This window comes from Dactylosporangium sp. NPDC049742 (assembly GCF_040674675.1).
Classification (GTDB): domain Bacteria; phylum Actinomycetota; class Actinomycetes; order Mycobacteriales; family Micromonosporaceae; genus Dactylosporangium; species Dactylosporangium maewongense.
Window position 1 is genome coordinate 58,368 of record NZ_JBFANF010000044.1, and the last position, 23,588, is coordinate 81,955.

General features: G+C 69.9%; 21 protein-coding genes. 12 read left to right on the forward strand and 9 right to left on the reverse strand.

Features of this window, described 5'->3' with window-relative positions; translation table 11 throughout:
• The first annotated feature begins 5 nt into the window (after positions 1 to 5).
• The 4 genes from AB0J72_RS39595 to folE all read left to right on the forward strand — a co-directional run bounded on the left by AB0J72_RS39595 (position 6) and on the right by folE (position 5,191).
• Positions 6 to 1,625, forward strand: coding sequence for a gamma-glutamyltransferase family protein (locus AB0J72_RS39595; RefSeq protein ID WP_363408674.1), 1,620 nt, complete (start codon positions 6 to 8; stop codon positions 1,623 to 1,625).
• Between the two features lie 65 nt (positions 1,626 to 1,690).
• The gene (hpt, locus tag AB0J72_RS39600; RefSeq protein WP_363408677.1) at positions 1,691 to 2,266 is read left to right on the forward strand and encodes a hypoxanthine phosphoribosyltransferase; all 576 of its coding nucleotides are present in this window, start codon (positions 1,691 to 1,693) and stop codon (positions 2,264 to 2,266) included.
• Between the two features lie 211 nt (positions 2,267 to 2,477).
• Positions 2,478 to 4,481, forward strand: a complete 2,004-nt coding sequence (ftsH, locus tag AB0J72_RS39605; RefSeq protein ID WP_363408680.1) for an ATP-dependent zinc metalloprotease FtsH — start codon at positions 2,478 to 2,480, stop codon at positions 4,479 to 4,481.
• Between the two features lie 92 nt (positions 4,482 to 4,573).
• A complete protein-coding gene (gene folE / locus AB0J72_RS39610) occupies positions 4,574 to 5,191 on the forward strand; it encodes a GTP cyclohydrolase I FolE (protein ID WP_363408683.1) in 618 nt (205 codons plus the stop codon).
• 118 nt (positions 5,192 to 5,309) lie between these two features.
• On the opposite strand, the gene AB0J72_RS39615 is transcribed toward folE, so the two are convergent.
• Positions 5,310 to 7,388, reverse strand: a complete 2,079-nt coding sequence (locus AB0J72_RS39615) for a hypothetical protein (protein WP_363408686.1) — start codon at positions 7,386 to 7,388, stop codon at positions 5,310 to 5,312.
• Between the two features lie 220 nt (positions 7,389 to 7,608).
• On the opposite strand from AB0J72_RS39615, the gene AB0J72_RS39620 reads away from it, so the two are divergent.
• A complete protein-coding gene (locus AB0J72_RS39620) occupies positions 7,609 to 8,223 on the forward strand; it encodes a hypothetical protein (protein WP_363408689.1) in 615 nt (204 codons plus the stop codon).
• Between the two features lie 3 nt (positions 8,224 to 8,226).
• On the opposite strand, the gene AB0J72_RS39625 is transcribed toward AB0J72_RS39620, so the two are convergent.
• From AB0J72_RS39625 to AB0J72_RS39655, 7 genes are read right to left on the reverse strand one after another with little or no spacing between them, the layout of a single operon-like run.
• A complete protein-coding gene (locus tag AB0J72_RS39625; RefSeq protein ID WP_363408760.1) occupies positions 8,227 to 8,814 on the reverse strand; it encodes a hypothetical protein in 588 nt (195 codons plus the stop codon).
• Between the two features lie 35 nt (positions 8,815 to 8,849).
• Positions 8,850 to 9,992, reverse strand: a complete 1,143-nt coding sequence (locus AB0J72_RS39630; protein ID WP_363408692.1) for a M23 family metallopeptidase — start codon at positions 9,990 to 9,992, stop codon at positions 8,850 to 8,852.
• Positions 9,989 to 10,531 carry a hypothetical protein gene (locus AB0J72_RS39635; protein ID WP_363408695.1) on the reverse strand — a complete coding sequence of 181 codons (543 nt, stop codon included), beginning with the start codon at positions 10,529 to 10,531 and terminating at the stop codon, positions 9,989 to 9,991. Before AB0J72_RS39635 ends, AB0J72_RS39630 begins: the two co-directional genes overlap by 4 nt.
• 6 nt (positions 10,532 to 10,537) lie before the next feature.
• The gene (locus AB0J72_RS39640) at positions 10,538 to 12,445 is read right to left on the reverse strand and encodes a DMT family transporter (protein WP_363408762.1); all 1,908 of its coding nucleotides are present in this window, start codon (positions 12,443 to 12,445) and stop codon (positions 10,538 to 10,540) included.
• A gap of 41 nt (positions 12,446 to 12,486) precedes the next feature.
• Positions 12,487 to 16,167 carry an ATP-binding protein gene (locus tag AB0J72_RS39645; protein WP_363408698.1) on the reverse strand — a complete coding sequence of 1,227 codons (3,681 nt, stop codon included), beginning with the start codon at positions 16,165 to 16,167 and terminating at the stop codon, positions 12,487 to 12,489.
• Complete coding sequence (locus AB0J72_RS39650; protein WP_327006656.1) at positions 16,164 to 16,538, reverse strand: hypothetical protein; 375 nt, start codon at positions 16,536 to 16,538, stop codon at positions 16,164 to 16,166. Before AB0J72_RS39650 ends, AB0J72_RS39645 begins: the two co-directional genes overlap by 4 nt.
• Before the next feature lie 60 nt (positions 16,539 to 16,598).
• The gene (locus AB0J72_RS39655) at positions 16,599 to 16,910 is read right to left on the reverse strand and encodes a hypothetical protein (protein ID WP_344514201.1); all 312 of its coding nucleotides are present in this window, start codon (positions 16,908 to 16,910) and stop codon (positions 16,599 to 16,601) included.
• Between the two features lie 341 nt (positions 16,911 to 17,251).
• Here AB0J72_RS39655 and folP point away from each other — a divergent pair, with 341 nt between their 5' ends.
• From folP to AB0J72_RS39690, 7 genes are all read left to right on the forward strand, one after another.
• Positions 17,252 to 18,049, forward strand: a complete 798-nt coding sequence (gene folP / locus AB0J72_RS39660) for a dihydropteroate synthase (protein ID WP_363408765.1) — start codon at positions 17,252 to 17,254, stop codon at positions 18,047 to 18,049.
• A gap of 20 nt (positions 18,050 to 18,069) precedes the next feature.
• Entirely contained in the window at positions 18,070 to 18,435 is a 366-nt protein-coding gene (folB, locus tag AB0J72_RS39665; protein WP_363408768.1) for a dihydroneopterin aldolase, read from the forward strand.
• Positions 18,432 to 18,953, forward strand: coding sequence for a 2-amino-4-hydroxy-6-hydroxymethyldihydropteridine diphosphokinase (gene folK / locus AB0J72_RS39670; protein ID WP_363408701.1), 522 nt, complete (start codon positions 18,432 to 18,434; stop codon positions 18,951 to 18,953). Before folB ends, folK begins: the two co-directional genes overlap by 4 nt.
• 66 nt (positions 18,954 to 19,019) lie before the next feature.
• Positions 19,020 to 19,541 carry a DUF3180 domain-containing protein gene (locus AB0J72_RS39675; protein WP_344514145.1) on the forward strand — a complete coding sequence of 174 codons (522 nt, stop codon included), beginning with the start codon at positions 19,020 to 19,022 and terminating at the stop codon, positions 19,539 to 19,541.
• A 110-nt stretch (positions 19,542 to 19,651) separates the two neighbouring features.
• Positions 19,652 to 21,034, forward strand: a complete 1,383-nt coding sequence (locus AB0J72_RS39680) for an ABC transporter permease (RefSeq protein WP_363408704.1) — start codon at positions 19,652 to 19,654, stop codon at positions 21,032 to 21,034.
• A gap of 608 nt (positions 21,035 to 21,642) precedes the next feature.
• Positions 21,643 to 21,930, forward strand: coding sequence for a hypothetical protein (locus AB0J72_RS39685; protein WP_363408707.1), 288 nt, complete (start codon positions 21,643 to 21,645; stop codon positions 21,928 to 21,930).
• Positions 21,931 to 21,978: 48 nt separating this feature from the next.
• Entirely contained in the window at positions 21,979 to 22,452 is a 474-nt protein-coding gene (locus tag AB0J72_RS39690) for a hypothetical protein (protein ID WP_344514152.1), read from the forward strand.
• A gap of 143 nt (positions 22,453 to 22,595) precedes the next feature.
• On the opposite strand, the gene AB0J72_RS39695 is transcribed toward AB0J72_RS39690, so the two are convergent.
• A complete protein-coding gene (locus AB0J72_RS39695; RefSeq protein ID WP_363408710.1) occupies positions 22,596 to 23,588 on the reverse strand; it encodes an ABC transporter ATP-binding protein in 993 nt (330 codons plus the stop codon).

A 23,588-nucleotide genomic window follows, 5' to 3' on the forward strand; every position in this document is an offset into this window, starting at 1 on the left:
CACAGATGTCAAAGGACCTGCATCCGCGCCGGCCGGTGTACGCGCCGCGCGGCGTAGTGGCGACGACCCAGCCGCTCGCGGCGTCGGCCGGACTGGCGGTGCTGCGCAGGGGCGGCAATGCCGTCGACGCGGCGATCGCGACCGCCGTGGCGCTGACGGTGTTGCAGCCCGGGTCCAACGACATCGGCAGTGACCTGTTCGCGCTGGTCTGGGACGGCGAGCGGCTGCACGGGCTGAACGCGTCCGGTCGGTCGCCGACGCTGCTGACCCGTGACCTCGTCGTCGAGCGCGAGCCTGCTGCCCGGGTCACCGCCGCGCTCGGCGGCACGCAGGCCGTCGCGGCGCAGGTCATGCCGGCCCACGGCTGGCTGCCCGTGACCGTGCCCGGCGCCCCGGCGGGCTGGCACGACCTGCACGAACGCTTCGGGTCGCTGCCGTTCGCGGACCTGTTCGACGACGCGGTCGCCTACGCCGAGCACGGCTACGGGGTCTCGCCGACCGTCGCGCACCACTGGGACCGCGCGGTCGAGGTCGTCCACGCGGGGCTGGCCGGCGAGGAGTTCGCCGAGTGGAGCCGCGTCTTCACGCACGGCGGCCGGGCGCCGCGGGCGGGGGAGCGGTTCAGCAACCCGGACGCAGCCCGCACGCTGCGCGCGATCGCGGCCACCGGCGGTGCCACGTTCTACCGCGGTGAGCTGGCCGAGCGGATGGTGGCGCACGCCGAGCGGACCGGCGGGCTGCTGCGGGAGGCCGACCTGGCGGAGCACGCGTCGCTCTGGGTCGAGCCGCTGTCCGTCCGGTACCGCGGACACGACGTCTGGGAGCTGCCCCCGAACGGCCAGGGCATCGTGGCGCTGCAGGCGCTCGGCATCCTCGACGGTTTCGGGGCCGGCGGCGACGGTGACCTGCACCGGCAGATCGAGGCCGTCAAGCTCGGGTTCGCCGACGCCCATGCTTACGTGGGCGACCCTTCGCCGGCCGTACAGTGGCCGCCGCTGCTCACGGAGGACTATCTGGCGCGGCGGCGGGCGCTGATCGGCGAGGACGCCGCGGAGCACCCGCCCGGTGACCCCGCGCGAGGCGGGACGGTCTACCTCTGCACTGCGGATGCCGACGGCCGCATGGTCAGCCTGATCCAGTCGAACTACATGGGCTTCGGCTCGCACGTGGTCGTGCCCGGCACCGGCTTCAGCCTGCAGAACCGGGGTGCCGGGTTCGTGCTCGCCGAGGGTCACCCGAACGAGGTCGGACCGCGGCGCAGGCCGTTCCACACGATCATCCCGGGCTTCCTGACCAGGGACGGAGCGCCGGTCGGGCCGTTCGGCGTGATGGGCGGCCACATGCAGCCACAAGGCCACGTCCAGGTGGTCCGGTCGACCGTCGACGACCTGCTGGACCCGCAGGCGTCGCTCGACCGGCCGCGCTGGTACTGGCACACGGGGCTGGACGTGCGGCTCGAGCCCGGCCTCGCCGGCGCCGCGGACGACCTGCGACGGCGCGGTCACCGGGTGCGCATCGTCGACGAGCAGGGCGCCTTCGGCTACGGACAGGCGATCTGGCGCACACCGTCCGGTTATGCGGCGGGCTCCGAGCCGCGGGCCGACGGCGCGGCACTGGGCTATTGATGGCGGATGTCTCCTTGGGGTGACCCGCCGTCGATCCGGGAGGGCCGATACGGCAGGCTAGATCCATGGCCGACGGCAACACCTGGCACGCGTCCGACATCGACCACGTGATCATCAGCGAGGAGCAGATCCGCGACAAGACAGCGGAGCTCGCCAAGCAGGTGGCGGCGGACCACGCCGACGCCAAGTCGATCCTTCTGGTCGGGGTGCTCAAGGGCGCCGTCATGTTCATGGCGGACTTCGCCCGCGCGCTGGGCCGGGTCGGCCCGCCCGTCGAGCTCGAGTTCATGGCCGTCTCGTCGTACGGGCAGGGCACGTCCTCGTCCGGGGTCGTCCGCATCCTCAAGGACCTGGACCGCGACATCACCGACCGGCACGTGATCGTCGTCGAGGACATCGTCGACTCCGGCCTCACGCTGTCCTGGCTGCTGAAGTACCTGGAGAGCCGCTCCGCGGCCCAGGTCGAGGTGGTGGCGCTGCTGCGCAAGCCCGATGCGCTGAGAGTGAACGTCCCGGTGCGGTATGTCGGCTTCGACATCCCTAGCGAATTCGTGGTCGGATACGGGCTCGACTACGCCGAGCGCTACCGTGACCTGCCCTTCGTCGGCGTCCTCAAGCCGTCTGTGTACGGCCGGGGCTGACCCCGCACTTCCTGGGAGTCTGCTGGGAGCATCTCCGTCCCGGCCCACGCCGATCCGCGACTGTCGGTGCCACGGTGTACCGTCAAATGGTCGCGAGCGTCAACTAGGCCATTCTGTCGACGCTTTCGACATCGCGTCGGCACACTGGGTCCGGCGCGGTCAGCGGTCTTACGGATGGAGGGGCCGGGCGCCGCGTGCGCTCGACGACAACATGGAACGTACCCGTTTGTTCCGCCGGCCGGTGGTCTGGATCCTTGTGGTGATCATCGGTGCGATCATCCTTAGCTCCCTTTTCACGTCCGGCCCCAGCTACACGAAGGCGGACACATCGCAGGTGCTTGCCTTGTTGCGCGAGGGCAAGGCCAAGAAGGCGGTGATTCAGGACAAGGAGCAGACGCTCAAGCTTGACCTGAAGACGAAGGAGTCGATCAAGGGTTCCAAGACCGACAAGGTCGAGACCCAGTTCACCGCCCGGTCGGCCAACGACCTGCAGAATGAGCTCAACGAGCTGCAGGCGGCTAAGAAGCTCGACCAGTACAACGTCAATGTCACGCAGGACAATATCTTCGTCAGCCTGCTGATCAACCTGCTGCCGATCGCGGTGCTGGTCGTCCTTCTGCTGCTCTTCATGTCGCAGATGCAGGGCGGCGGCTCGCGGGTGCTCAACTTCGGCAAGTCGAAGGCCAAGCTGATCTCCAAGGACACGCCGAAGACGACCTTCGCCGACGTGGCCGGCTCCGACGAGGCCGTCGAAGAGCTGCACGAGATCAAGGACTTCCTGCAGGCACCGGCGAAGTACCAGGCCCTCGGCGCCAAGATCCCGAAGGGCGTCCTGCTCTACGGCCCGCCCGGCACCGGTAAGACGCTGCTGGCCCGCGCCGTCGCCGGCGAGGCAGGCGTGCCGTTCTACTCGATCTCCGGCTCGGACTTCGTCGAGATGTTCGTCGGTGTCGGCGCCTCCCGGGTCCGTGACCTGTTCGAGCAGGCCAAGGCCAACGCGCCCGCCATCGTCTTCGTCGACGAGATCGACGCCGTCGGCCGTCACCGCGGCGCCGGCATGGGCGGCGGGCACGACGAGCGCGAGCAGACCCTCAACCAGCTCCTCGTCGAGATGGACGGCTTCGACACCAAGGGCGGCGTGATCCTGATCGCCGCGACCAACCGGCCCGACATCCTCGACCCCGCGCTGCTGCGCCCGGGCCGCTTCGACCGGCAGATCGCCGTCGACCGGCCCGACATGGAGGGCCGCAAGGCCATCCTCCGGGTGCACGCGAAGGGCAAGCCCTTCACGCCCGACGTCGACCTCGACTCGGTCGCCCGCCGCACGCCCGGCTTCACCGGCGCGGACCTGGCCAACGTCATCAACGAGGCGGCGCTGCTCACCGCCCGCAGCGAGAAGCGCGCGATCACCAACGACTACCTCGAAGAGGCCATCGACCGGGTGATCGCCGGCCCCGAGCGGCGCACCCGCATCATGAGCGACCACGAGAAGAAGGTCACCGCCTACCACGAGGGCGGCCACGCGCTGGTCGCCTGGGCGCTGCCGCACTCGGCGCCGGTGCACAAGGTGACGATCCTGTCCCGTGGCCGTTCGCTGGGGCACACGCTGGTCCTGCCGACCGAGGACAAGTACACGCAGACCCGCTCCGAGATGATCGACACCCTTGCCTACGCGCTGGGTGGCCGGGCCGCCGAGGAGCTCGTCTTCCACGAGCCGACCACCGGCGCCGGCAACGACATCGAGAAGGCGACCGCGCTCGCCCGCTCCATGATCACGGAGTACGGCATGAGCTCCAAGCTCGGCGCCGTCAAGTACGGCGTGGGCGACGGCGAGCCGTTCCTCGGCCGCACCATGGGCCACGAGCGGGACTACTCGGAGAAGGTCGCGGCCGAGATCGACGGCGAGATGCGCGCCCTCATCGAGATCGCGCACGACGAGGCGTGGGAGATCCTGGTCGAGTACCGGGACGTCCTGGACCAGATCGTCGAGGAGCTGTTCGAGAAGGAGACCATCTCGCAGAACGACATGGCGCGCATCTGCGCCCGCGTCGTGAAGCGGCCGCCGATGGCGCCGTACAGCGGCAACGGCCGCCGGCGGAGGGCTCTGGAGGCCGGCGCCAACGGTGCCGAGCTCGGGACGCCCGTCGGGGTGAACGGCGAGGGTGACCACGTGCGGATCACCAGCGGCGGCGAGACCACGGATGGCAAGAACTGAACGAGATCAGCAGCACCGAGCCCGACGCCGATGACGATGGCGCCGGGTTCGGTGTTTCCACGGAACCCTTCCTCGGTGGCGAGCTCGACCACGTGGCCGCCCGCCTCGTCAGCGGGAAGCTCGGCGGCGTGGAGGTCGAGCGCAACGTGGACCTGAAGCGCATCGAGGCCGCCGTCCGCGAGATCCTCATCGCCGTCGGCGAGGACCCCGACCGCGACGGGCTGCGCAAGACGCCCGCCCGGGTGGCGCGGGCCTACGCCGAGCTCTTCGCCGGGCTGCGGGTCGACCCCGCCACGGTCCTCTCCACGACCTTCGAGGCGGACCACGAGGAGCTCGTCCTCGTCCGCGACATCGAGGTCATGTCGATGTGCGAGCACCACCTGCTGCCGTTCCACGGCGTCGCGCACATCGGCTACATCCCGGGCCACGACGGCCGCATCACCGGGCTGTCGAAGCTGGCGCGGCTGGTCGAGGTGTACGCGCGACGGCCGCAGGTGCAGGAGCGGCTCACCGCGCAGATCGCCGACCGGCTGATGGAGGAGCTCAACCCGCGCGGCGTCATCGTGGTCATCGAGTGCGCCCACATGTGCATGTCGATGCGGGGCATCCAGAAGGGCGGCTCGCGGACGATCACGTCAGCGGTCCGCGGCCTGCTCCGCGACGACGCGAAGTCCCGCGCCGAGGCGATGTCGCTGATTCTGAGCGGCTAGCGGGCCTAGGTGCTGCTGTGAGCCCGGTCGCCGGTTGGCGGCCGGGCTTTCGCGTTTCCTGCGGCGCCCCCGCGTCGCTTGGCTTCCCGGCGGGTTCGGCGGGGGCTCGCGAGGGGTGTCAGCCCAGGAAGAGCACGGCGGCGAAGACGATCATGGGGATCAGGGCGAGGAGGCTGATCGCCATGCCCATGACGGGCGTTCTGGAGGTCGGGCGGCGGGTCGTCGCGCCGATCGTCAGCCAGCCCAGGGCGAAGGCGAGGGCCGGCAGTACCAGAGCACACGGCAGCGCCAGGAGGCTGATCTCGTCGAACCGTTCGCCCGCCAGCAGTGTCGGCACCTGTACGACGGCGGCGAGCACAGCGAACGTGAAATAGACCGCGGCGTTGATCCAGACCCTGGTGCTGGAGGCGGTGTCGGACCGGCCGGGGGCGGCCAGCGCCGCCTCAGACTGCTTCAGACCGGCCGCCGCCACGCGGAGGGCATGGGACACCCTCCCCGGCAGCGATTCGGGCGCTGGAGGGCTCTGGGGGCGCACAGCACCCGTACCGCTCGCGCCGCCCGGTGCGGAGACCGGCACTCCGCTGACGGCGGCCGGGCGCACGGGGCCGCCGCTGACCTGAGCCGGGCTCTTCGCCGGCGCCGGGCCCTGACCCGGGCCTGGACCCTGGCCCGGACTTTGCGGACGGGCCGGGACGCCGCTGACCGGCGGGCGGTAGACGGGTTGGGCGCCGGTGGGGCCGTTCAGCGCGCCGCCCGGGGGGCGGTAGACGGGCTGGGCGCCCGTGGGGCTGTTCAGCGCGCCCGGGTAAGTCTGGTGCGGGCCCATGATCGCGCCCGTGTTGCCGGCGGTGCTGCCCATGTACAGGTTGCCCGTCACCGGCGGGACCGCGCTCGCGGGTCCGGGCGGCGCCGGTGGTGAGCTCACCGGGACCGTCGTGCGGGGGGCCTGCTGCGGCGCGCTCCTGCGGCGGCCGCCGGGCTGGGCCGCGCCGGTCAGCACCGAGGCCGCGGTCTGCGTCTCCTGCCAGCTCGGCACCACGTCGAACGGGCGGCCACCGACCTCGCGGGCGACCTCCGTCAGGTACGCCTGGTGGTGGGCGAGCTTCGCCCGAATCGCGGCGAGGTCGTCGCGGGCGGCCTTCAGTGCCGCCTTGTGCTCTGCGACGACGGCGATCACCTCACGCCGGACCGCGTCCAGCCGCTGCCCGGCGGCGACGTAGTTGAGCCAGGCCGTGCGGCTCGGCTCACCGACCGGGGCGGGCGGCGTGGTCCAGGGGCCGGCAAGCTGGGCGCAGACCCGGCGTACCAGATCCGCGGGCGGATCAGGGTCGAGGTACACCGGAGCGTTGAGCCTCCCGGGCGTGACGCCGGTGCCGGAGAACGTCGCGCCCGGCGGATCGCCCACCCAGGCATGCGGGTTGCGGATGGCGATCTGCGTCGCGTGCGGCAACGGCGCCTGCGTGGTCTCCGCCGTCAGCGGCGGCGGCGGCCAGCCCGCGGCGATCAGGTGCAGCCGGCCCGCCGGACCCGCGTGCGCCAGCCCCGCGATCCTGGCCAGGTCCCGGCCCTCCGTCAGCTCCGGCAGCGACGCGATCACGATCAGCAGCGTCGGCCCGGCACCGTCCGTGCGGGTGGCGAGCCAGTGCTCGCCCTCATCCAGTACCGCGCGAAGACCCTCCGCATCGGTCGCCGGCGGCGGCATGATCGACTCGATGCCGGCGAACCATCCGAACGTGGACCCTTCCTCGACCGCGTCCACCGCCCGAATCCGCACCGAACCCGGCGGCGACGACGCCAGCAGCCGCAGCACCAGACTGCGCAGCAACCCCGCGACCCGGCTGTCCCTCGCGTCGGCGTCGATGGCGATGTGCCCCGCCCGGAGCAACGGCACCACCACCGGGAACCGCGCGTCGTCCAGCGGATGCGCCTGCCCGACCCGCACGAACGTCGGCGGCAGCGGCCCCCCGAGCGGCGTGGTGGGCGAGAGCGCGTCCAGCTGCGCCCCGAGCCAGCCGGGCGCCAGCAGATTCGCGTCGGCCCGCAGCTCAGCGGTGAGGTCGTGCTGCTCCGCGTACTGCTCCGTCGGCGCCGCACTGGGCGAGTAACCATCGAGGATCGGCCCGGCGGCGGCGACCAGCGCAGCGGTGTGCCGGTGCAGCGCTGCCGCTCGCTCGATCCGTGCCCGCAGCCGTGCCACCGTGCCCCTTTCCGCCCGCTCCGATCCAGCAGATGCCGGAACGGTAACGCAGACCGCGGAAGCAGTCAGTAGGCGCACTGGGAGTCTTGTGTTCCCGCAGGTGACCGCCACACCCTCCCAACCACACCCCACCCCCTCCCGATCTTGCACCCACCCCCACCGATCCCTCGGAGCGCGTGGGAGCGTGCCAGCCTCGATGCGGCCCGATAGCCTCTGAACCGTGGACGCATCGAAGCCGAACGAGCCAAACCTCGATCAGGGCAGGTCGATCCCCAGATCCCGCCCCGGCAACGACGAGGTCCTCGAAGGCGAGATCATCGGCAAGGACGAACCCCTCGCCCGCCCCGCCCCCACCCCGCCATCCAGCCCCCCGAAGCGAGGCCTCGGCCTCCGGAAGACGTTGCTCCTGGTGATCGCGGTAGCCGCCGCCGGCCTTTGCCTGGGCGGTTCAATCACCGCATACATCCTGTACGACAAAGCCACCACCCCCGACCGCAGCACACCCGAAGGTGTTATCGAGCAATATCTCGAGGCAAAGTTCTCCTCCAGAGACAACATTCGAGCGAGGCTCTTCGAGTGCCCCACGGCTAGCCTTAAGGAAGTCGATGCTGCGCTCGCCGCGGTCAAAGAGCGGGAAGCTAAATTCGCCATCAGGATTACGGTGAAGCCTGCTCGATTCGATGTAAGTGCCGCCGGCACTCAGGCAGAAGTTAAGGCGACGCTGAACGTCTTCGTGCCAGAGGCGGATGGGCGTGAAACCGTTTCTTTGCAGGAATGGCGTTTTGTGCTGGAAAAGAGTCACAGTTGGTTGATCTGCAGTGCAGAGCAGCTCTAGCGACTATTCGATCCAGAGTAGGTGGATCGGCAGTTCGAGTGTCTTCGGTGTTTGTCCGCTCCAAGCCCACCGATACCAGTCCAACTCCTTACAGACCCGCACGCAGATGTCGCCCTCGGTGCTGCTGTACGGCTCTGTCACCGCTCGAAGATCCCGCTCGTCCCCCCCGGCCTTGTTGTCAGGACCGGGGACGCGTACGACGCGCAGTCCGGTAACCACCCCGACCTCTCGAATCGGCCGAGGCGGTCGAGGCGGCGGCACGTCAAGCGAAACGAGCCGTCCCACCAGATCCGAGCGCCCCTCGACGGGGGTCACAGCCGAAGACGTCCGCTCCACCCACACCCGCTCGATCGGCACCAGCGGCGCAAAAACCTCGGTTCTTTCCGCTTCGGCTCGGTACCATTCCTGCTCCGGTAACACCGGCACATAGGTCCGGCTGGCCTGCACCACCGGGTCATCGACCCGCAGGTCACCCCGCCAGCCAAGACCCGGCATGCCAACCATTGCCCGGTGCCCGCGCAGGTCGCGAACGGACACTGCGGCCACCAGTTCGATGCCCGCGGGAGCGCGTTCGGCACCGCCGGCAATCAGATCCCAGTCGGGTAGATCGTCGCTCGGGAAACCGCTCACGGCTCCCCTCCGAGCGGCGCCCCCATCAGCTGCATGAACTGCACCGGATCCATCGCGCCGTTCTTGCTCGAGTCGCTGTTCCGGTGCGTCTCGAAATGTACGTGAGGACCCGAAGAATGTCCGGTCGTGCCCGAGAGCCCGATCTCCTGGCCGGGCGCAACGCTCTGGCCCACCACGACGCTCGGCTGTTTCACCATGTGGCAGTACCGCGTGATGATGCCATTGGCGTGCAGAATGTCGACGAACCAGCCGCAGCCACGAACGGACGGTGAACCATCCCGGTCGCAGCCCCACGGCTTACCGTTCGGGCCGATTGCGTCGCAGCGCACTTTGATGACACGCCCCGCCGCCGCAGCGTGGATGACGGTACCTCGCGGAACGATGAGGTCGACGCCCTGATGAGTGGGGCGGGAGGCGGTCCGAAACCCTGATCCCACCTTTCCCTTGACCGGTGCCGTCCAGCCAGAGGCGGCGACCTGGCCGGCACTCACGCATTGCAGGTCGGTCTGGTCGCCGACCGCGCGGGCGGCGCCGCCCGTCAAGGAGTTGACCACCGTCGAGGCCAGTTCCTCGTGCTTTGCATAGGCATTGGGGTACGCGCTGCGCTGCACCTTCTGAGCGGCGCGAGTCAGGCTCATGGTCTGCCAGCCGGGAATCGTCACCAGTTTCTCGTAGAACTTCCGCGACGCGTACTTCGGATCCATGATCTGCTCGGGTGTGCCCCAGCCGGTGCTGGGTCGCTGCTGGAAGAGCCCGAGTGAGTCGTGGTCGTTGCGAGCGCCCAGATTCGGCAGGTTACGAAGCCATGATTCCTGCATCGCCGTCGCGACGGCGATCACCCAGCCCCGGGGCGGGACATTGAGATCCTGCCCGACCCGCACGATGATCGCCGCGTTTCGTACCTGCTCCGGCCCGAGCCTGCGATGGTTCGGCATTTCTGCCGCTACATCGACCAGCTTCCCGTTGCCGCAGCCGGAATCGTAGGTGACGGTCTTGTTCGCGGCGTCGAGGAAGAACGACACCACGCCTCCGCCGCAGCAGACCAGAATCAGTACCGCGGCAAGCGCCACCAGCAGCGCCGGGCGAAGCCTTCGCTGTCCGCCTTCACCGTGCTCGTCAGCGGTCTCGAAGTCGGTCACGCCACCTCCCAGTCCAGCGAGGTGACCTGCCAGCGGCCACCGATGGCCTCGAGCTGCAGGATGATCGTTCCGCCATCAGCCGGAACCTTGGCGGTAGCGACCTGTCCGAGGTTCTCCACGACCGTGGCGCCGGTGATCGTAGCGGCGGGGACGTCGCTCGGATCCGTGTCGGCCAGGTCTTCCATCAGTTCGTTCGTCGCGTCCGGCTTCAACCCGTCCCGCCATTGGGCGCCGGAAACACCGGGCTTGCGCAGCCATGCCTTCGCGAATCGAGTGGCCACCGTGCTCACGTCGGCTGCCCCTTTGCTCAGTGACGGTGCCGCCGAACTCGGCTCTTCCACGACACCGTCGTCGCCGAGCGAGTTGTACGGGTCCGGCGTCGTCGTCGCGGGAGCAACGGTAGGTCCGAGCGCGTCGTTGCCGGTCCCGTCATCGTCCGTGAAGATGGTGCGACCGAATCCCACCACGATCAGCACAACAACGATCAGGACCATGGCGATGCCGTACCGCGTACCGAGCAGACGCAGAACCGTACGCATGGACGCTCACCCCGGCAGGTTCGCCGACTCCGGCCGTCGCACCGTTGACCGGTCAGACGTGGACCGCTCGGAGTCGGGCCGATAGATCGAATACGACGGCGCGGTCTCTTGCGGCAAGTCCGGCTCTTCCCACGTCGGCTCCCGCCGCCGACGCTGCGGACCGTCCTGCCGCGCCGGCCGCTCCTCCGGACGCGTCTGGTCGCCACCCCCACTGACCGTCACGACGTCGTCGTCCCGCGTCTCCGGCCGTTGTTCTGGCCGCTGATGTCCCGGCAGGCTGTCCCCACGTTGCCGCGGCTCATTCGTTCCACCAACGTCAACAACCTTGAGCGCCGCCGCCTGCCGCACGTCCCGCAAGAAGAGCCGGTGCCAGCTACCAGCGGATGTAATGGCGCGAGTGGAATCCTTCCCACCGAGCTGCGTGATCCGCCGGTAAGGCCGCAGCAACAGCCAGCCGACGACTCCGGTCAGCCAAATAAGCAAAACCTGCAGCCACCCGGCAAGCGAAGAAGTTCCGAGGATCAATGTGACTGCCAACAGGTAGATGGCTGATCCTGTTCCAAAGATGACAATGTTGAATATTGCCGCGATCACCGCATTGCCGAGTCGGCGAAGGCCCGCATTTGCTGGCCGTAGAAGTCCGACAGTGCCGAGGATCGGTGCCGCGATTACCGCCCACCGGAAAATCAAGAATCCGAGGAAAACGAGCACCGATGCAGTCAGATCAAATAAGGCAAAGAACAATGCGGAGAGGATCGCGAGGAAGCCGGCGCCGATTCGGTCCATGCCATTACTGCCTTGGAGATGCTCGTACGCCTCAGGATCTTCCGTCTTGATCTGTTCGGCGACCTGCATCCAACGCTTCTTTTTCTGGTCAGTAAGAATCTTACGTTCGTTCGACTCAATGGCTGGCCCAGGGCGCTTCAGGCGGATTCGTTCTTCTTCGCTTTCGCGGGCTCGTGTCTCGGCGGCGCGAATTCTGTCAATCTCATCCCAGCTAAAGGACTTTGCGTCATACAGTGCAGGGCCATATTTTTGTGCTGTGATGCTGTCCGCGGACCCCAGTGTCCCGCGAAGCCAGTTTCGATACAGGAGCCCGTCAACGACCGTGTCGCTTGCCCGAGCCGCTGGAGGTCGAATGTCTATGCACGCTTTCGGTTCGGGGTTACGGCACTTATCTGCAGGAATGCTTTCGTCAGGCGGGCCGATAGCGTCGTGGATCACGCCAAGGCTGCCGATCAACGTTTTGTCAGCGAGACCCGCAGAGAGCTGCGGCCATGATGCAATGCCGGTGATGAGGACCATCACGAAGATTGCCCAGCCCGCGGTAGTTACCGCACCTGAGAGATCCGCTTGCCGTGAGCGCCAGAGCAGGTACATTCCGACAATAGTCAATGTCACTGCGCCAAAAGCAGTGAAGACCTTTTCGTATACTGCTTTGGTTGCGGTTTCGACGAGAGGATCCGCCCAACCCCAAGTCGCTGACGGATCCCACGCTCGCTCTCGCAGGGCGTTAGATGCCCCGATGATCGAAGTTGCAACGAGGAACTCGCCGTTGGCAATCGTTCCTTCGAACTCTGCGCTTGGATTTCTGACTACCGAAGCGCATTTCAGATCATAGGTTGAAAAGTCGTAACCGGCGTATCCATACTCGCTGTAGCGGTATGCAAAGCGTAGGCCTGTACCGGTTTTGGGTCGGCTGGCAAACCAGCCCGCCATGCCTGAATCTGGCGCACTCGGAGTTGGTGCGTCCAGGCAGCTTATTCGAGACTGGACGTCTACCTGCAATCGATCGGCGCAGTTCTCGAAGTTCCCCGGTACTCTCCATTCCTGGACCGTGCACAATGGGTCCCCTGGGGCGCGGACTGGGGCAGCGGTGGCTGGGGAGACGGGGCCGGCGAAGAGGGTTGCCAGGGCGGTGACGATGACCACGGCTGCGTGCACGGGCAGGCGTCTCACCGGTCGACCTCCGAGTCGTCGTCGTGGATGTCCACGATCTCGCCGCCGACGGTGTCGCCGGTTGGGATGCCGCCTGGGGTTGTGTCGAGGTAGCGCAGGAGGTCGCGGACGTACGAGACGTCTACGCGGACCTTCTGGACTCGGCCGTCGACGTCGCGCATGACGAACTCCCGGAAGCCGAGGCGCGAGGATGAGGACGTGTCGACCTGGGAGAGGGCGGCCAGGGTCTGTTCGTAGCCGACGTCGGTCGGGACGCGCAGGAGGCGGAGGGCCTCGGCGGCGATCTCGGAGTCCTCGGCGATGCGGCCGACGAAGACGGTGGAGACCAGGTTCTGCACGTCCAGGCCGAGGATGTCGCGAGGGTTCTGGGAGGCGACCAGGGCGGCCAGGTTCCACTTGCGGGAGTCGCGGGCGAGGCGGACCAGGAAGGAGCGGCCGGAGCGCCAGCCTTCCATGAAGTGGGCCTCGTCCAGGCCGACGAGCTTGCGCTGGGTCATGTCGCCGCCGTAGCAGCGGCGGACGGCCAGGCGGTGGGCGGTGTGGAGCATGGGGAGGGCGAGGGACTCCTCCGCGGACCAGTACTCGCGCTCGATCTTGAGGTCGGGTAGGCGCAGGCCGGCCATGGTGATGACGGTGAGGGTGGCGTCGGCGCCGAGGAGGCCGGCCGGTGGGGTGCCGAAGAAGAGCATGGCGAGGGGCATCTCGGCGGTGTCCAGGAGGAGGTTGCCGAGTTCCAGGGCGTCGTGGTCACCGGTGTCGCGCAGGGAGCGGATGACGTCTTCCAGGGTCGACGACTCCTCGGCCGGGACCTGACGGACGGCGTGGCGGAGCATCGTGGCGGTCGAGGCCTCGCGGGCGACCTGCGGCGGGACCAGCATCATGCAGATGTCCTGCACGAGCATGCGGCGCTCGGCGCGCGCGTTGGAGATGGCGATCTCGAACTCGCGGTCGCCGGAGGGGCCGGGGACGTAGTGGCCGCGCTGCGGGGTCGGGATCAGCGAGTAGGGGGCCAGGGTGCCCTGCTCGGAGCCGGTGAGGTTCAGGACGCGCGAATACGGGGCGAGCTCGGGCATCGCGCAGAGGCGGGCGAGCGGCCCGGAGGGGTCCAGCAGCGTGACCTGTACACCGCGGCGGGCGTTCAGGTAGCCGAGGGCGCCCATGAGGGTGGACTTGCCACCGCCGGGCTCCGCGACGAAGACGGCGAGGCCGGAGCGCTCGCGGACCTCCATCGGGAAGTGCAGGTCGAGGAAGACGGGGCGGCGGGAGGTGCCCGCGGTGCGGCCGATGAGGTCGCCGCGGCGGTCGCCGACGGTCGAGGCGGCCTGGGGGAGGGCGGCGGCGAAGAGCTTCACCGGCATGCGGCGCAGGTAGCCGGTGTTGGCCAGGGGCTCGCCGGGGATGAACTCGCGCGCGAGCCAGTCCTGCTGCTTCGGGTGCTGCAGGGCGACGCGCATCTCGCGGGAGTACATCTGCGTGACCCGGCGGGCGCGCTCCAGGCACTCCTCGCGGGTGCGGCCGCCGACGGCGATGCGGTGCCAGCCGTGCGCGCGCGAGGAGTCGACGGGCAGGCCGGTGCTGATCTCGTCGCCGATGGTGAGGGCGCGCTTGGCGAGCCGCTCCAGCTCCGGCGGGGCGTCGATGCCGTGCTCGCTGTAGTCGGCCTGCTGGGAGCGGATCAGCCGGAGCCGGTGCTCGAGGTTACGGAACGAGTCGTTGGGGCCGAGGATGTCGATCCGCGAGGAGATCTCCATCGGCCAGGGCAGCCGCTCGTGGAAGTGCAGCCACGGCTCGTGCCGCTCGGGGATCTCCAGGGGCTCCATGCGGCCGACGGTGAGGACGGCGACGTGCCGCTCCTCGCCGCTGACCCGGTTGACCAGCTTGACGGTCGAGCCGTACGGCGTCCGGTAGCGCTCCACCTGCTCGGTCAGCGCGAGCAGGTCGCCGCGGTCCCAGCCGCCGTCCAGCGAGGTGACGTGCGCCGGCGGCGACATGCACAGCGCGACGGAGCGGTACAGCAGCCACTCCAGCTCGTAGGCGGTGACCCGGCGGCCGCGCATGCCGAACGCGCCGAGCACCTCGTCGAACTGCTCGACGGTCCGTGCCATCCGGCGCCGCTCGGCATCGGCGACGCCGCGGCGGAAGAGGGAGCCGATTCGCTCGGCGAAGGTGTCGCCGAGGGTGCGCCGGGCGAAGGAGATGCCGAGGTACGTCTGGCCCTCGGCGTGGTTGATCGACAGGAGGTGCTTCTGCGCGGCGACCAGGTGGTCGGTCCACGACGGGCCGGCGCCGGCCGTGGGCAGCGGGAACGGCGTGTTGTTGTCCACCACGCGCGCCCACTGGTCGGCGGGGAACGGCCGGGTCGTGCGGCGCAGGTGCAGCCGGAAACCGGCGAGTCCGGCGTACTGCTCGGAGATCGCCGACAGCAGCGCCTCGCGCTCGGCGTCGGGGCGGAACGCCCAGCGGACCTCGGGCAGCCAGTACCAGGCCGTGACGGTGTTCGGCGTGAACGTCAGGTGCCCGGCGATCTCGGTGATCGCCAGGTCGATCGACGGCTGCCGGTCCCTGACCCGGGGCTTCGGCGTGCGGTCCAGCGGCGTCCGCTTGCCGGTGGGCCGGGCGGGCTGCTTGGGCGGAGGGCTCGAGCGCCGCGCCGGGGGCACCAGGTCCTTGCCCGGCACGACCTTCCCGTTTGCGGTTCTGGCGCCGGTACGACTACCGCCGTCGCCCATCGCCGGTGGGGTCTGACGGGGAGCGCGTTCTGGCGCCTGCCGCTGCGCCGGCCGCTGCCGCTCGACCGGTGCGCGTTCGCCCGTGCCCGGCCTGCCGGCAAGCCGCGGGTGCTCACCGGTGCCCGGCCGTCCGGGGTACCGCGGATGCTCGCCGGTGCTGGACCGTCCGGGGTATTGCGGGTGCTCGCCCGTGCCCAGCCGGCCGGGGAGCCGCGGGTGCTCGCCGCTCCAGTCGAAGGCGTCCGGATGCTCGCCGCTGCGCTCCAGCCGCTCGGCGGCCGTCAGCGGGCCGGACCGGGCGGCCGGGGGGAGCGCGGGCGGCGGGTCGGCCGGCGCCCGGTCCAGCTGCCGCCGCTCGACGGCATCCACCTGGCGCCGCTCGGCGGCCTCGATCTGCCGCCGCTCGGCCACGTCCGCCTGCTGCCGCTCGGCGGCCGCGTCCAGCAGCCGCCGTTCAGCGGCGTCCACCAGCCGTCGCTCGGCCGGGGCCAGCCGCCGGTCGTAGGCGGAGCCGGACGAGGGGACCGCAGACGTCGGAGCGGCGGAAGGGGAGGCGGAGGACGGCAGCGCCTCCGTCCGCGGCACCACCCGCTTCGGCGCCCGCAGGTCCTCGGGGGCCCGCCCGGCGCCGGACGTCGGCGCCGCCGACACCGGGATGCCGGAGATCGGCCGGTTGCCCGGGTCGCTGCCCGTCACGCGGTCGCGCGGCCGCCCGCCCGGCGGGTCGTCGAACAGCCCGAGGAACGGCGAGTCGACGTCGGCCGCCGGCGGCGCGCTCGCCGGTCGGTCGGCCGACGGGCCGCGGGCCGGTCCGCGGAACATCGCCACGCGACCGCCCTCGGCGGCGGCCCGCAGGCCACCGTCGTAATCGGACGTGTGCGCAGCGTCGTCATCGACGTCCGGCTGGTTGGAGTAGCCCCCAGTACGGCGGGGAGGCGGGTTGGTCATGCGAGATCACCGGTGAGTTCCGGGCGGATACGCACCCTGGTGGCCACGAGCCGAGCGTCGCGCTGCTCGTGGCTCGGCTCCCGGGTGTGGCGCCAGTCGGTCAGGGCTGTGCGGACCACCATCCGGGCGGGACGATCGGGGTCGACGTAGCGGAAGATCAGCGACGTCGCCACGATCGCGAGGGCGATCTCGTAGGCGGGGAAGTAGTCGACCTGCAGCGTGATTAGGTAACGGATGAACATGAACAGGGGCACCAGGAGCGCGAACACCCCGTACTGCGCATAGGGCAGCTGGATGGGCAGGGTGTAGCCGGGCGGCCCGAGGTAGACCAGGCGGGCCCGGTAGATGTCGTCGTCGGTGCGCAGCCGCATGTCTTGTTCACTCGTCTCAGCAGTGAGGCTCAGCAGTGAGTCCGGAAGGCACGGGCAGCTCTAGTTGAAGAGCAGTTTGACGAGGGAGTCGCCGAAGAAGAAGAGCGACGCGGCGCCCGCGACGAAGGCCAGCCCGATGATCGCGATGGCGGAGCTGGTCAGCACCCGGGAGACCTCACCCTTGCTGGCCCGGCCGATGAAGATCACGCCGAGCGCCGCGAGGAGGATCGGCACGATCTTCGTGGTGAAGAACTGCAGAATGCCGTCGGTGTTGATCGTCTTCGGTGCGGGTTCGGGCGACGGCGCCAGAGCGATCGCATCAGCGACGCGGGTCGTCTCCCCCCACAACGCGTGGCCGATCTCCAACAACATCATCAGACCTCCCCGGAGGCGCGACGGGCGAGGTGCACGCCGCGCGTTAAGCCTCGCTGATAAGACGACCCGGTCATACGACCCCGGCTGCTGTGTCGCCCTCCAGCGGAACCTTATCCGGGCGTTTGCCCTGCTAAATGCCCATTGTCGGGTTTAACGGTCCGAATAACGTTCACTTGCAGAGAGTACGTTGCAGCCCTCTTTCCAACAAGCTGACCGGTCCGTGATCAGTGTTGCGGATGAGGCGCCTGAGCGGTTACCCCTGGTGGGGGACAGGTGACTGACCGGAGGTGAGTACCTTCATTCAGGTGACGCTCCTTCGCCGTCCTTCCCCCGTGGTCATGGGGGTGCTCAACGTGACCCCGGACAGCTTCTCCGACGGCGGCCGCTACGCCGATCTGGGCGCCGCGGTCGACCACGCCATGCAGATGGTCGCCGAGGGCGCCGACGTGATCGACATCGGCGGTGAGAGCACCCGCCCGGGCGCGGACCGGGTCGACGCGCGCACCGAGCTCGACCGGGTCCTGCCGGTGATCCGCGAGCTGGCCGCGGCCGGCGTCACGATGAGCATCGACACCACCCGCGCGGCGGTCGCCGCCGAGGCCGTCGCCGCCGGTGCCGCCCTGGTCAACGACGTTTCCGGAGGGCTCGCCGACCCCGACATGGCCCGCGTGGTCGCCGACGCCGGCTGTCCCTGGGTGCTCATGCACTGGCGCGGCCATTCGCGCAAGATGGCTGATTTGGCCGTTTACGACGATGTCGTCAAAGAGGTGTGTGCCGAACTGCTGGAGCGGGTCGACGAGGCCGTCGCCGCCGGCGTCGCACCCGAACGGCTGATCCTCGACCCCGGGCTGGGTTTCGCGAAGAAGGCCGAGCACACCTGGCGGCTCGCCGCGCACCTGCCGGACCTCATCGGCCTGGGCTACCCCGTGCTGGTCGGGTCGAGCCGCAAGTCGCACCTCGGGCGGCTCCTGCAGGCCGCCGACGGCTCCCCGCGCCCGACCGAGGAGCGCGAGGCGGCCACGATCGCCACCACCGTGCTGTCCGTCGCGGCGGGTGCCTGGGGTGTGCGGGTCCACGAGGTCCGTGGCAACGTGGACGCGATCAAGGTGTGGCAGGCAGTACAGGCGGCGCGGTGACGAGTGAGGACGACAAGGGCATGACGGCTGACCGGATCACCCTGACGGGGCTGCGGGTCCGCGGCAACCACGGCGTGTTCGACTTCGAGCGCCGCGACGGCCAGGACTTCGTGATCGACGTGATCCTGGAGCTCGACCTCGCCCCCGCCGCGGAGTCCGACGAGGTCACCGACACCGTGCACTACGGTGAGCTGGCCGGACGGCTCGCGGAGATCGTCGCGGGTGACCCGGTCAACCTGATCGAGACCCTCGCCCACCGCCTCGCCGGCTCCTGCCTGGAGGATTCGCGGGTACGGGCGGCGACCGTCACCGTCCACAAGCCCCAGGCGCCGATCCCGCACGAGTTCGCCGACGTCGCCGTGACCATCCGGCGGACGAGGCCGTGACCAGGGCCGTGCTGTCGCTGGGCAGCAACCTCGACGACCGCGAGGCCAACCTTCGTGGCGCCGTCGCGGGACTCGGCGACGCCGTCCGGGCGGTCTCCGGCGTCTACGAGACACCCCCGTGGGGCGATGCCGACCAGCCGTTCTACCTCAACGCGGTGGTGCTGGCCGTCGACCCGGCCGCGACGTCCCGCGACTGGCTCGACCGCGCCCACCGGCTGGAGGAGGCCGCCGGTCGCGTGCGCGACCCGGAGCGGCGCTTCGGTCCGCGTACGCTTGACGTGGACGTCATCGCCGTCTGGGACGACGACGACCGGCCGGTCGTGTCGGACGACCCGGAGCTGACCCTGCCCCACCCGCGGGCGCATCTCCGGGCGTTCGTGCTCCGGCCGTGGCTCGACATCCAGCCCTACGGGCAGGTGCCGGGCCACGGATGGCTGTATGAGCTGGTCCGGGCCGCCCCGGTCGCCGCCGACCTCGCCGACCTGCGCCCGCGGGAAGACATCCACCTCGATTCGTGATCTGGAGCCGAGCCGATGGCCACGCCGCCACCCGACGAACCGAACGCGAACGGACCCAAGGGCCGGATGGAGCCGACCAGGCCGGCCACCCTCGTCATCGCCGCGCTCGCGACCACCGCGCTGGCCTGGATCGGCATCAGCAGCCTGTGGAACAGCCTGCCGACGCTGCCCTGGCTGCCGCCGCTGACGCTGATCGGCCTGGCGATCTTCGAGGGCTTCGAGGCGTACTCGACCCGCAACCGGATCCTCCGCAAGGAGGGCGCCGGCCCGCTCCAGCCGCTGGTCATCGCGCGGTACGCCGTGCTCGGCAAGGCGTCGGCGCTGGTCGCGGCCCTGTTCGGCGGCCTCTACCTGGGCATGTCGTCGTGGCTGCTGACCCAGCGGGGCGTGCTCGCCAAGGTCTCGGAGAACCTGCCGCAGGCGCTGCTGGGCGTCGCCGCATCGATCGTCCTGCTCGCCGCCGCGCTGTGGCTGGAGCGGTCGTGCCAGGTGCCACCCAGCCAGCGCGACAAGGATCTTCCCAGGCAGGGCCGCATGGACGGACGCCGGGAGGGTGATCGCAGCGAGGACGAAAGCCTCGATCGATAGAGATCTGGCATAAACACTGCCGTCTTCCTCGCCCAAAGACTGTCGCAGGCCACAATCCGCGGTTACTGTGCGACGCGTAACCGGTCGTCGGCTGGCAGGAGGCGCGCGCGATGGCGTACGACGACTCGCGGTTCCGCGGTGAGCCCGGGTTCCGGGAGGAGCCCGACTTCCGCTCGGGCGGGGTGCCCGAGGACGCTCCCTCGCTCGGGGTCTCGAACCAGTCCGTCTACACCCCCGGGTCGTACGCGGCGGACACCGACTACAGCGTCCCGCCGACGGAGAGCACGCTGGGCCTCGCCGCCAGGCGCGCCACGCCCAGCCCGGCGCAGCTCGGCGACGTCTTCGACGACCCGGAGCACGGCGAGCCCGGCCGCGACCGGCTGGCCGTCCACGCGCTCTGGGAGATGGTGCTGCTCCTCGCCGCGGTGTCGCTGCTGTACCTGCTGCGCGACGCCCGACCGGAGGCCCTGCGCGGCACCGAGCTCGAGTCGCTGCTGCTGGCCGGCACCGAGCTCGGGCTCGTCGGCATCGCGATGGGGCTCACCCTGCGCGCCGGCGCCGCCAACCTGGCGCTCGGCCCGATCGCGTACGCGTCGGCGCTGTTCTTCGCCGACAACTCCGACCGTGGCCTGGCGATGACCGCCGGCATCACCGCCCTCATCGCGCTCGGCGTCGGCGTGGTCATCGCGGTGCTGGTCGTCGGCTTCCACGTGCCCGGCTGGGCGGCCAGCCTCGGCGTCGCGGTCGCGCTCATGGCCTGGATCGCCGACCAGAACGACGAGAAGGTCGTCACCGGCGCGTACGACCCGCACGACCAGGCACTCTGGTGGATGCTCGGGGTCGTGCTCGTCGCCGTCGCCGGCAGCGCCATCGGCCTGATCCGGCCGGTCCGCCGCGCGGTCGGCCGCTTCCGCCCGGTCGCCGACCCGGCCCGCCGCCGCGGTGGCGGCGCCGCCACCATCACGGGCTTCGCGATCGCCGGCTCCGTCCTGCTCGCCTCCTTCGCCGGCGTGCTGACCGCGCTCGACCAGCGCGAGGTCACCACCACCCAGAACGGCATGGCCGCGGCCGGGCTCTCCATCACCATCCTCGCCCTCGGCGCGGCACTGCTCGGCGGCACCTCCGTCTACGGCCGCCGCGGCGGCGTGCTCGGCACCGTCCTCGCGGTCGCCGCGATCACGCTGCTGTTCCAGTACTCCGCCGCCGAGCAGTGGAACATCGCTCCGCTCGCCGTCGGCGGCGGCGCGATCGCCATCGGGCTGGTCGTGACCCGTCTGATCGAGACGTTCGGCCGGCCACGGACCGTGGAGGACGACGTCGAGGAGGAGCAGATCTGGACGCCGAGCACCTCGACCGCGAGCTACGGGTCGAGCCAGGCCGAGCCGGACAGCGCCTGGTCGGCGTCGCGCACCGGCGGCTGGACCAGCCAGATGCCGGCCCGCAGCACCGACGAGGACTGGGGCGTCGAGGAGCGCTGGGGCAGCAACCGCTGAACCGCAACGACTGCCAGCACCACCCTGGGTCGGTTATGTCGACTCGCTACGCTCCCCGACATAACCGAAATTTCGGATATGTTCGCGGAGCGGACATATCCGGGGCGGGCTGCTCGTTCCGCTCCCCGACACCGCCGCTGGGCCTGTCACGTCGGCTCGCGTCCTTCTCCGGCGCCGCCGCTGGGCTGCTCATGTCGGCTTGCCTCGTTCTCCTGCACCACCGAGCCGGTCATGTCGACTCGCTCCGCCACTCGACATAGCCGAAGTTTCTGATTTGTAGGGCGGAGGGTGGACATCGCCGCGGCGGTCTGCTCGCTCGCTCCTCGGCACCGTCGCCGAGCCGGTCGTGGTGGATTGCTTCCTTCTCTGGCGCCTGGGCATGTCGGCTCGCTCTGGTCTCCAGGTGCCGCCCTGGGTCGGTTATGTCGACTCGCTGCGCTCCCCGACATAACCGAAATTTCGGATATGTTCGCGAAGCGGACATATCCGGGGAGTGGTCTCCGGCGGGCCGGGCGAGTGTCGTTGGGTTGCTGGGGGCGGGTAGTGCTGGCGACGGAGGGCGTGAGCGCGGCCGACTAGGTCGGCGGGTGTCTCGCTAAGCTGTGGTCATGACCGACGCCACCCTTGCGGAGCTTGACGCACTACCCACCGAGGAGCTCCGCGAACGTGCCTTCGCCCTCGCCCGGCAGCGTCGCGACGTGAAGTTCTTCTGGGACCTCTTCAAGCACGTCACGGCCAGCAACGACGACACGCAGGACGGCTGGCTCGGCTCGCTCGACGCCACCATCGACGACGTCGTGGCGCTGTGGCGCGAGGTCACCGACCACACCTATGGCGAGTCCGAGCCGCTGGTCCGCGCCGCGTTCATCGACTACATCATGTCGCCGGCCAAGTAACTATCGGTACTTGTTTATAAAACGTGTTTCCCGGGACTCATCCGGGGCATGGCTATCACTCGTTCGCGCTACCGCACCGCGTCAAGCGCGGGCACTCTGGTGGCGTTCCTCCTGGTGCTGATCTTCGGCAGCCCCTGGTACGTCGACTGGGTCAACGAGGGCGACCGTGGCGTGTTCCTGGAGACCCTCGCGTGGCCCGCGTGGAACTTCGACACCGACCAGTCGGTGCGTGACCTGCTCGCCGCCGATCTGAAGGCGATCCTGCTGGTCCTGTTCACGGCCGTGTTCATCACGCTGCTCGTCGGCGCGCAGCTCGCCAGCGCGCGCGGCACCATCTCGGCGATCCTGACCGGCTGGGCCGCTTACATGTTCGCGGCGGCGCTGGCCGCCCTCATCACCGCGTTCCTGCTGGCGGACGCCTCGATCGGCGGAGCGGTCGTCGCCGCCGCCGGTGGCGCCGGCTACGGGCTCATCGTCGGCTGGATCATCGGCCTCGCCACCATGGCCGGCCGCCGGCCCTGACCAGCGAAAAGCGGCCTGACCAGCGAAAAGTGGCCCTGAACAGCGAAAAGCGGCCCAGCAGCGACATGGGCCGGCCGGCCTGTGGCGGCAGACGCGGGCCTGACAGTGCGGCATGCCGGCGGCGGGGAACTCTCCACCGCCGGTCACCGCTTGACGGCGTCGACCTCGGCGAGCGCTACCCGTACATCGGCAGCCGACAGCAACCCGAGCGGCTGATCGCCATCACGCACCACCACCGCGTCGACGCCCGCCGCCAGCATCGCGCCGAAGGCGACGCGCAGGGTCGCGTCCGCGGACACCACCGGCAGGTCGCCGGGCGCGCCGTCCAGGGAGTGCAGCCGGTCGCGGGGGATCGGGGTCACCGACAGGCGCATCAGCCCGCGGTCCTCGCCGATGAACTGCTCGACGAACGCGTTCGCGGGGTTGGCCAGCAGGTCCGCGGGCGTCGCGTACTGCTCCAGGTGGCCGCGGTCGGACAGCACCGCGATCTTGTCGCCGAGTTTGATCGCTTCCTGCAGGTCGTGCGTGACCACGATCGTCGTCTTGCGCACGCTCTGCCGCAGCCGCAGGAACTCGTCCTGCAGCCGCCCGCGGTTGATCGGGTCGACGGCGGAGAACGGCTCGTCCATCAGCAGCACCACCGGGTCCGCGGCGAGCGCCCGGGCGAACCCGACCCGCTGCCGCTGGCCGCCCGACAGCTCGTGCGGGTAGCGGGAGGCGTACTGCTCCGGCGTCAGGCCGACGAGCTCCAGCAGCTCATCGGTGCGAGCGGCGATGCGCTGCTTGTCCCAGCCGAGCATCCGCGGCACGGTGCCGACGTTGGTGCGGACCGTCTGGTGCGGGAACAGTCCGACGTTCTGGATGACGTAGCCGATCGTGCGCCGCAGCCGCACCGGGTCGGCGCGCGTCACGTCCTCGCCGTCGACCAGCACCCGGCCGCGGGTCGGTTCGATGAGCCGGTTGACCATCCTGAGCACGGTCGACTTGCCGCAGCCGGAGGGGCCGATGAGCACGGTCACGTCGCCGCCGGCGATCTCCAGGCTCAGCTCCTCGACCGCCGTGGTGTTGTTCGGATACGTCTTGCCCAGCCGATCGAGCGTGATCGGCGCGCCGTCGGCCTTCGCGGTACGGTCCAC

What these genes read in the sequence shown, in the direction of transcription:
- AB0J72_RS39675 (WP_344514145.1), top strand. Translation starts at nt 19,020, where the DNA reads ATGGAGCCGACCAGGCCGGCCACCCTCGTCATCGCCGCGCTCGCGACC.
- AB0J72_RS39595 (WP_363408674.1), top strand. Translation starts at nt 6, where the DNA reads ATGTCAAAGGACCTGCATCCGCGCCGGCCGGTGTACGCGCCGCGCGGC.
- AB0J72_RS39635 (WP_363408695.1), bottom strand. Translation starts at nt 10,531, where the DNA reads ATGCGTACGGTTCTGCGTCTGCTCGGTACGCGGTACGGCATCGCCATG.
- hpt (WP_363408677.1), top strand. Translation starts at nt 1,691, where the DNA reads ATGGCCGACGGCAACACCTGGCACGCGTCCGACATCGACCACGTGATC.
- ftsH (WP_363408680.1), top strand. Translation starts at nt 2,478, where the DNA reads ATGGAACGTACCCGTTTGTTCCGCCGGCCGGTGGTCTGGATCCTTGTG.
- AB0J72_RS39650 (WP_327006656.1), bottom strand. Translation starts at nt 16,538, where the DNA reads ATGCGGCTGCGCACCGACGACGACATCTACCGGGCCCGCCTGGTCTAC.
- AB0J72_RS39685 (WP_363408707.1), top strand. Translation starts at nt 21,643, where the DNA reads ATGACCGACGCCACCCTTGCGGAGCTTGACGCACTACCCACCGAGGAG.
- folB (WP_363408768.1), top strand. Translation starts at nt 18,070, where the DNA reads ATGACGGCTGACCGGATCACCCTGACGGGGCTGCGGGTCCGCGGCAAC.
- AB0J72_RS39680 (WP_363408704.1), top strand. Translation starts at nt 19,652, where the DNA reads ATGGCGTACGACGACTCGCGGTTCCGCGGTGAGCCCGGGTTCCGGGAG.
- AB0J72_RS39645 (WP_363408698.1), bottom strand. Translation starts at nt 16,167, where the DNA reads ATGACCAACCCGCCTCCCCGCCGTACTGGGGGCTACTCCAACCAGCCG.
- folP (WP_363408765.1), top strand. Translation starts at nt 17,252, where the DNA reads ATGGGGGTGCTCAACGTGACCCCGGACAGCTTCTCCGACGGCGGCCGC.
- AB0J72_RS39690 (WP_344514152.1), top strand. Translation starts at nt 21,979, where the DNA reads ATGGCTATCACTCGTTCGCGCTACCGCACCGCGTCAAGCGCGGGCACT.
- AB0J72_RS39655 (WP_344514201.1), bottom strand. Translation starts at nt 16,910, where the DNA reads ATGTTGTTGGAGATCGGCCACGCGTTGTGGGGGGAGACGACCCGCGTC.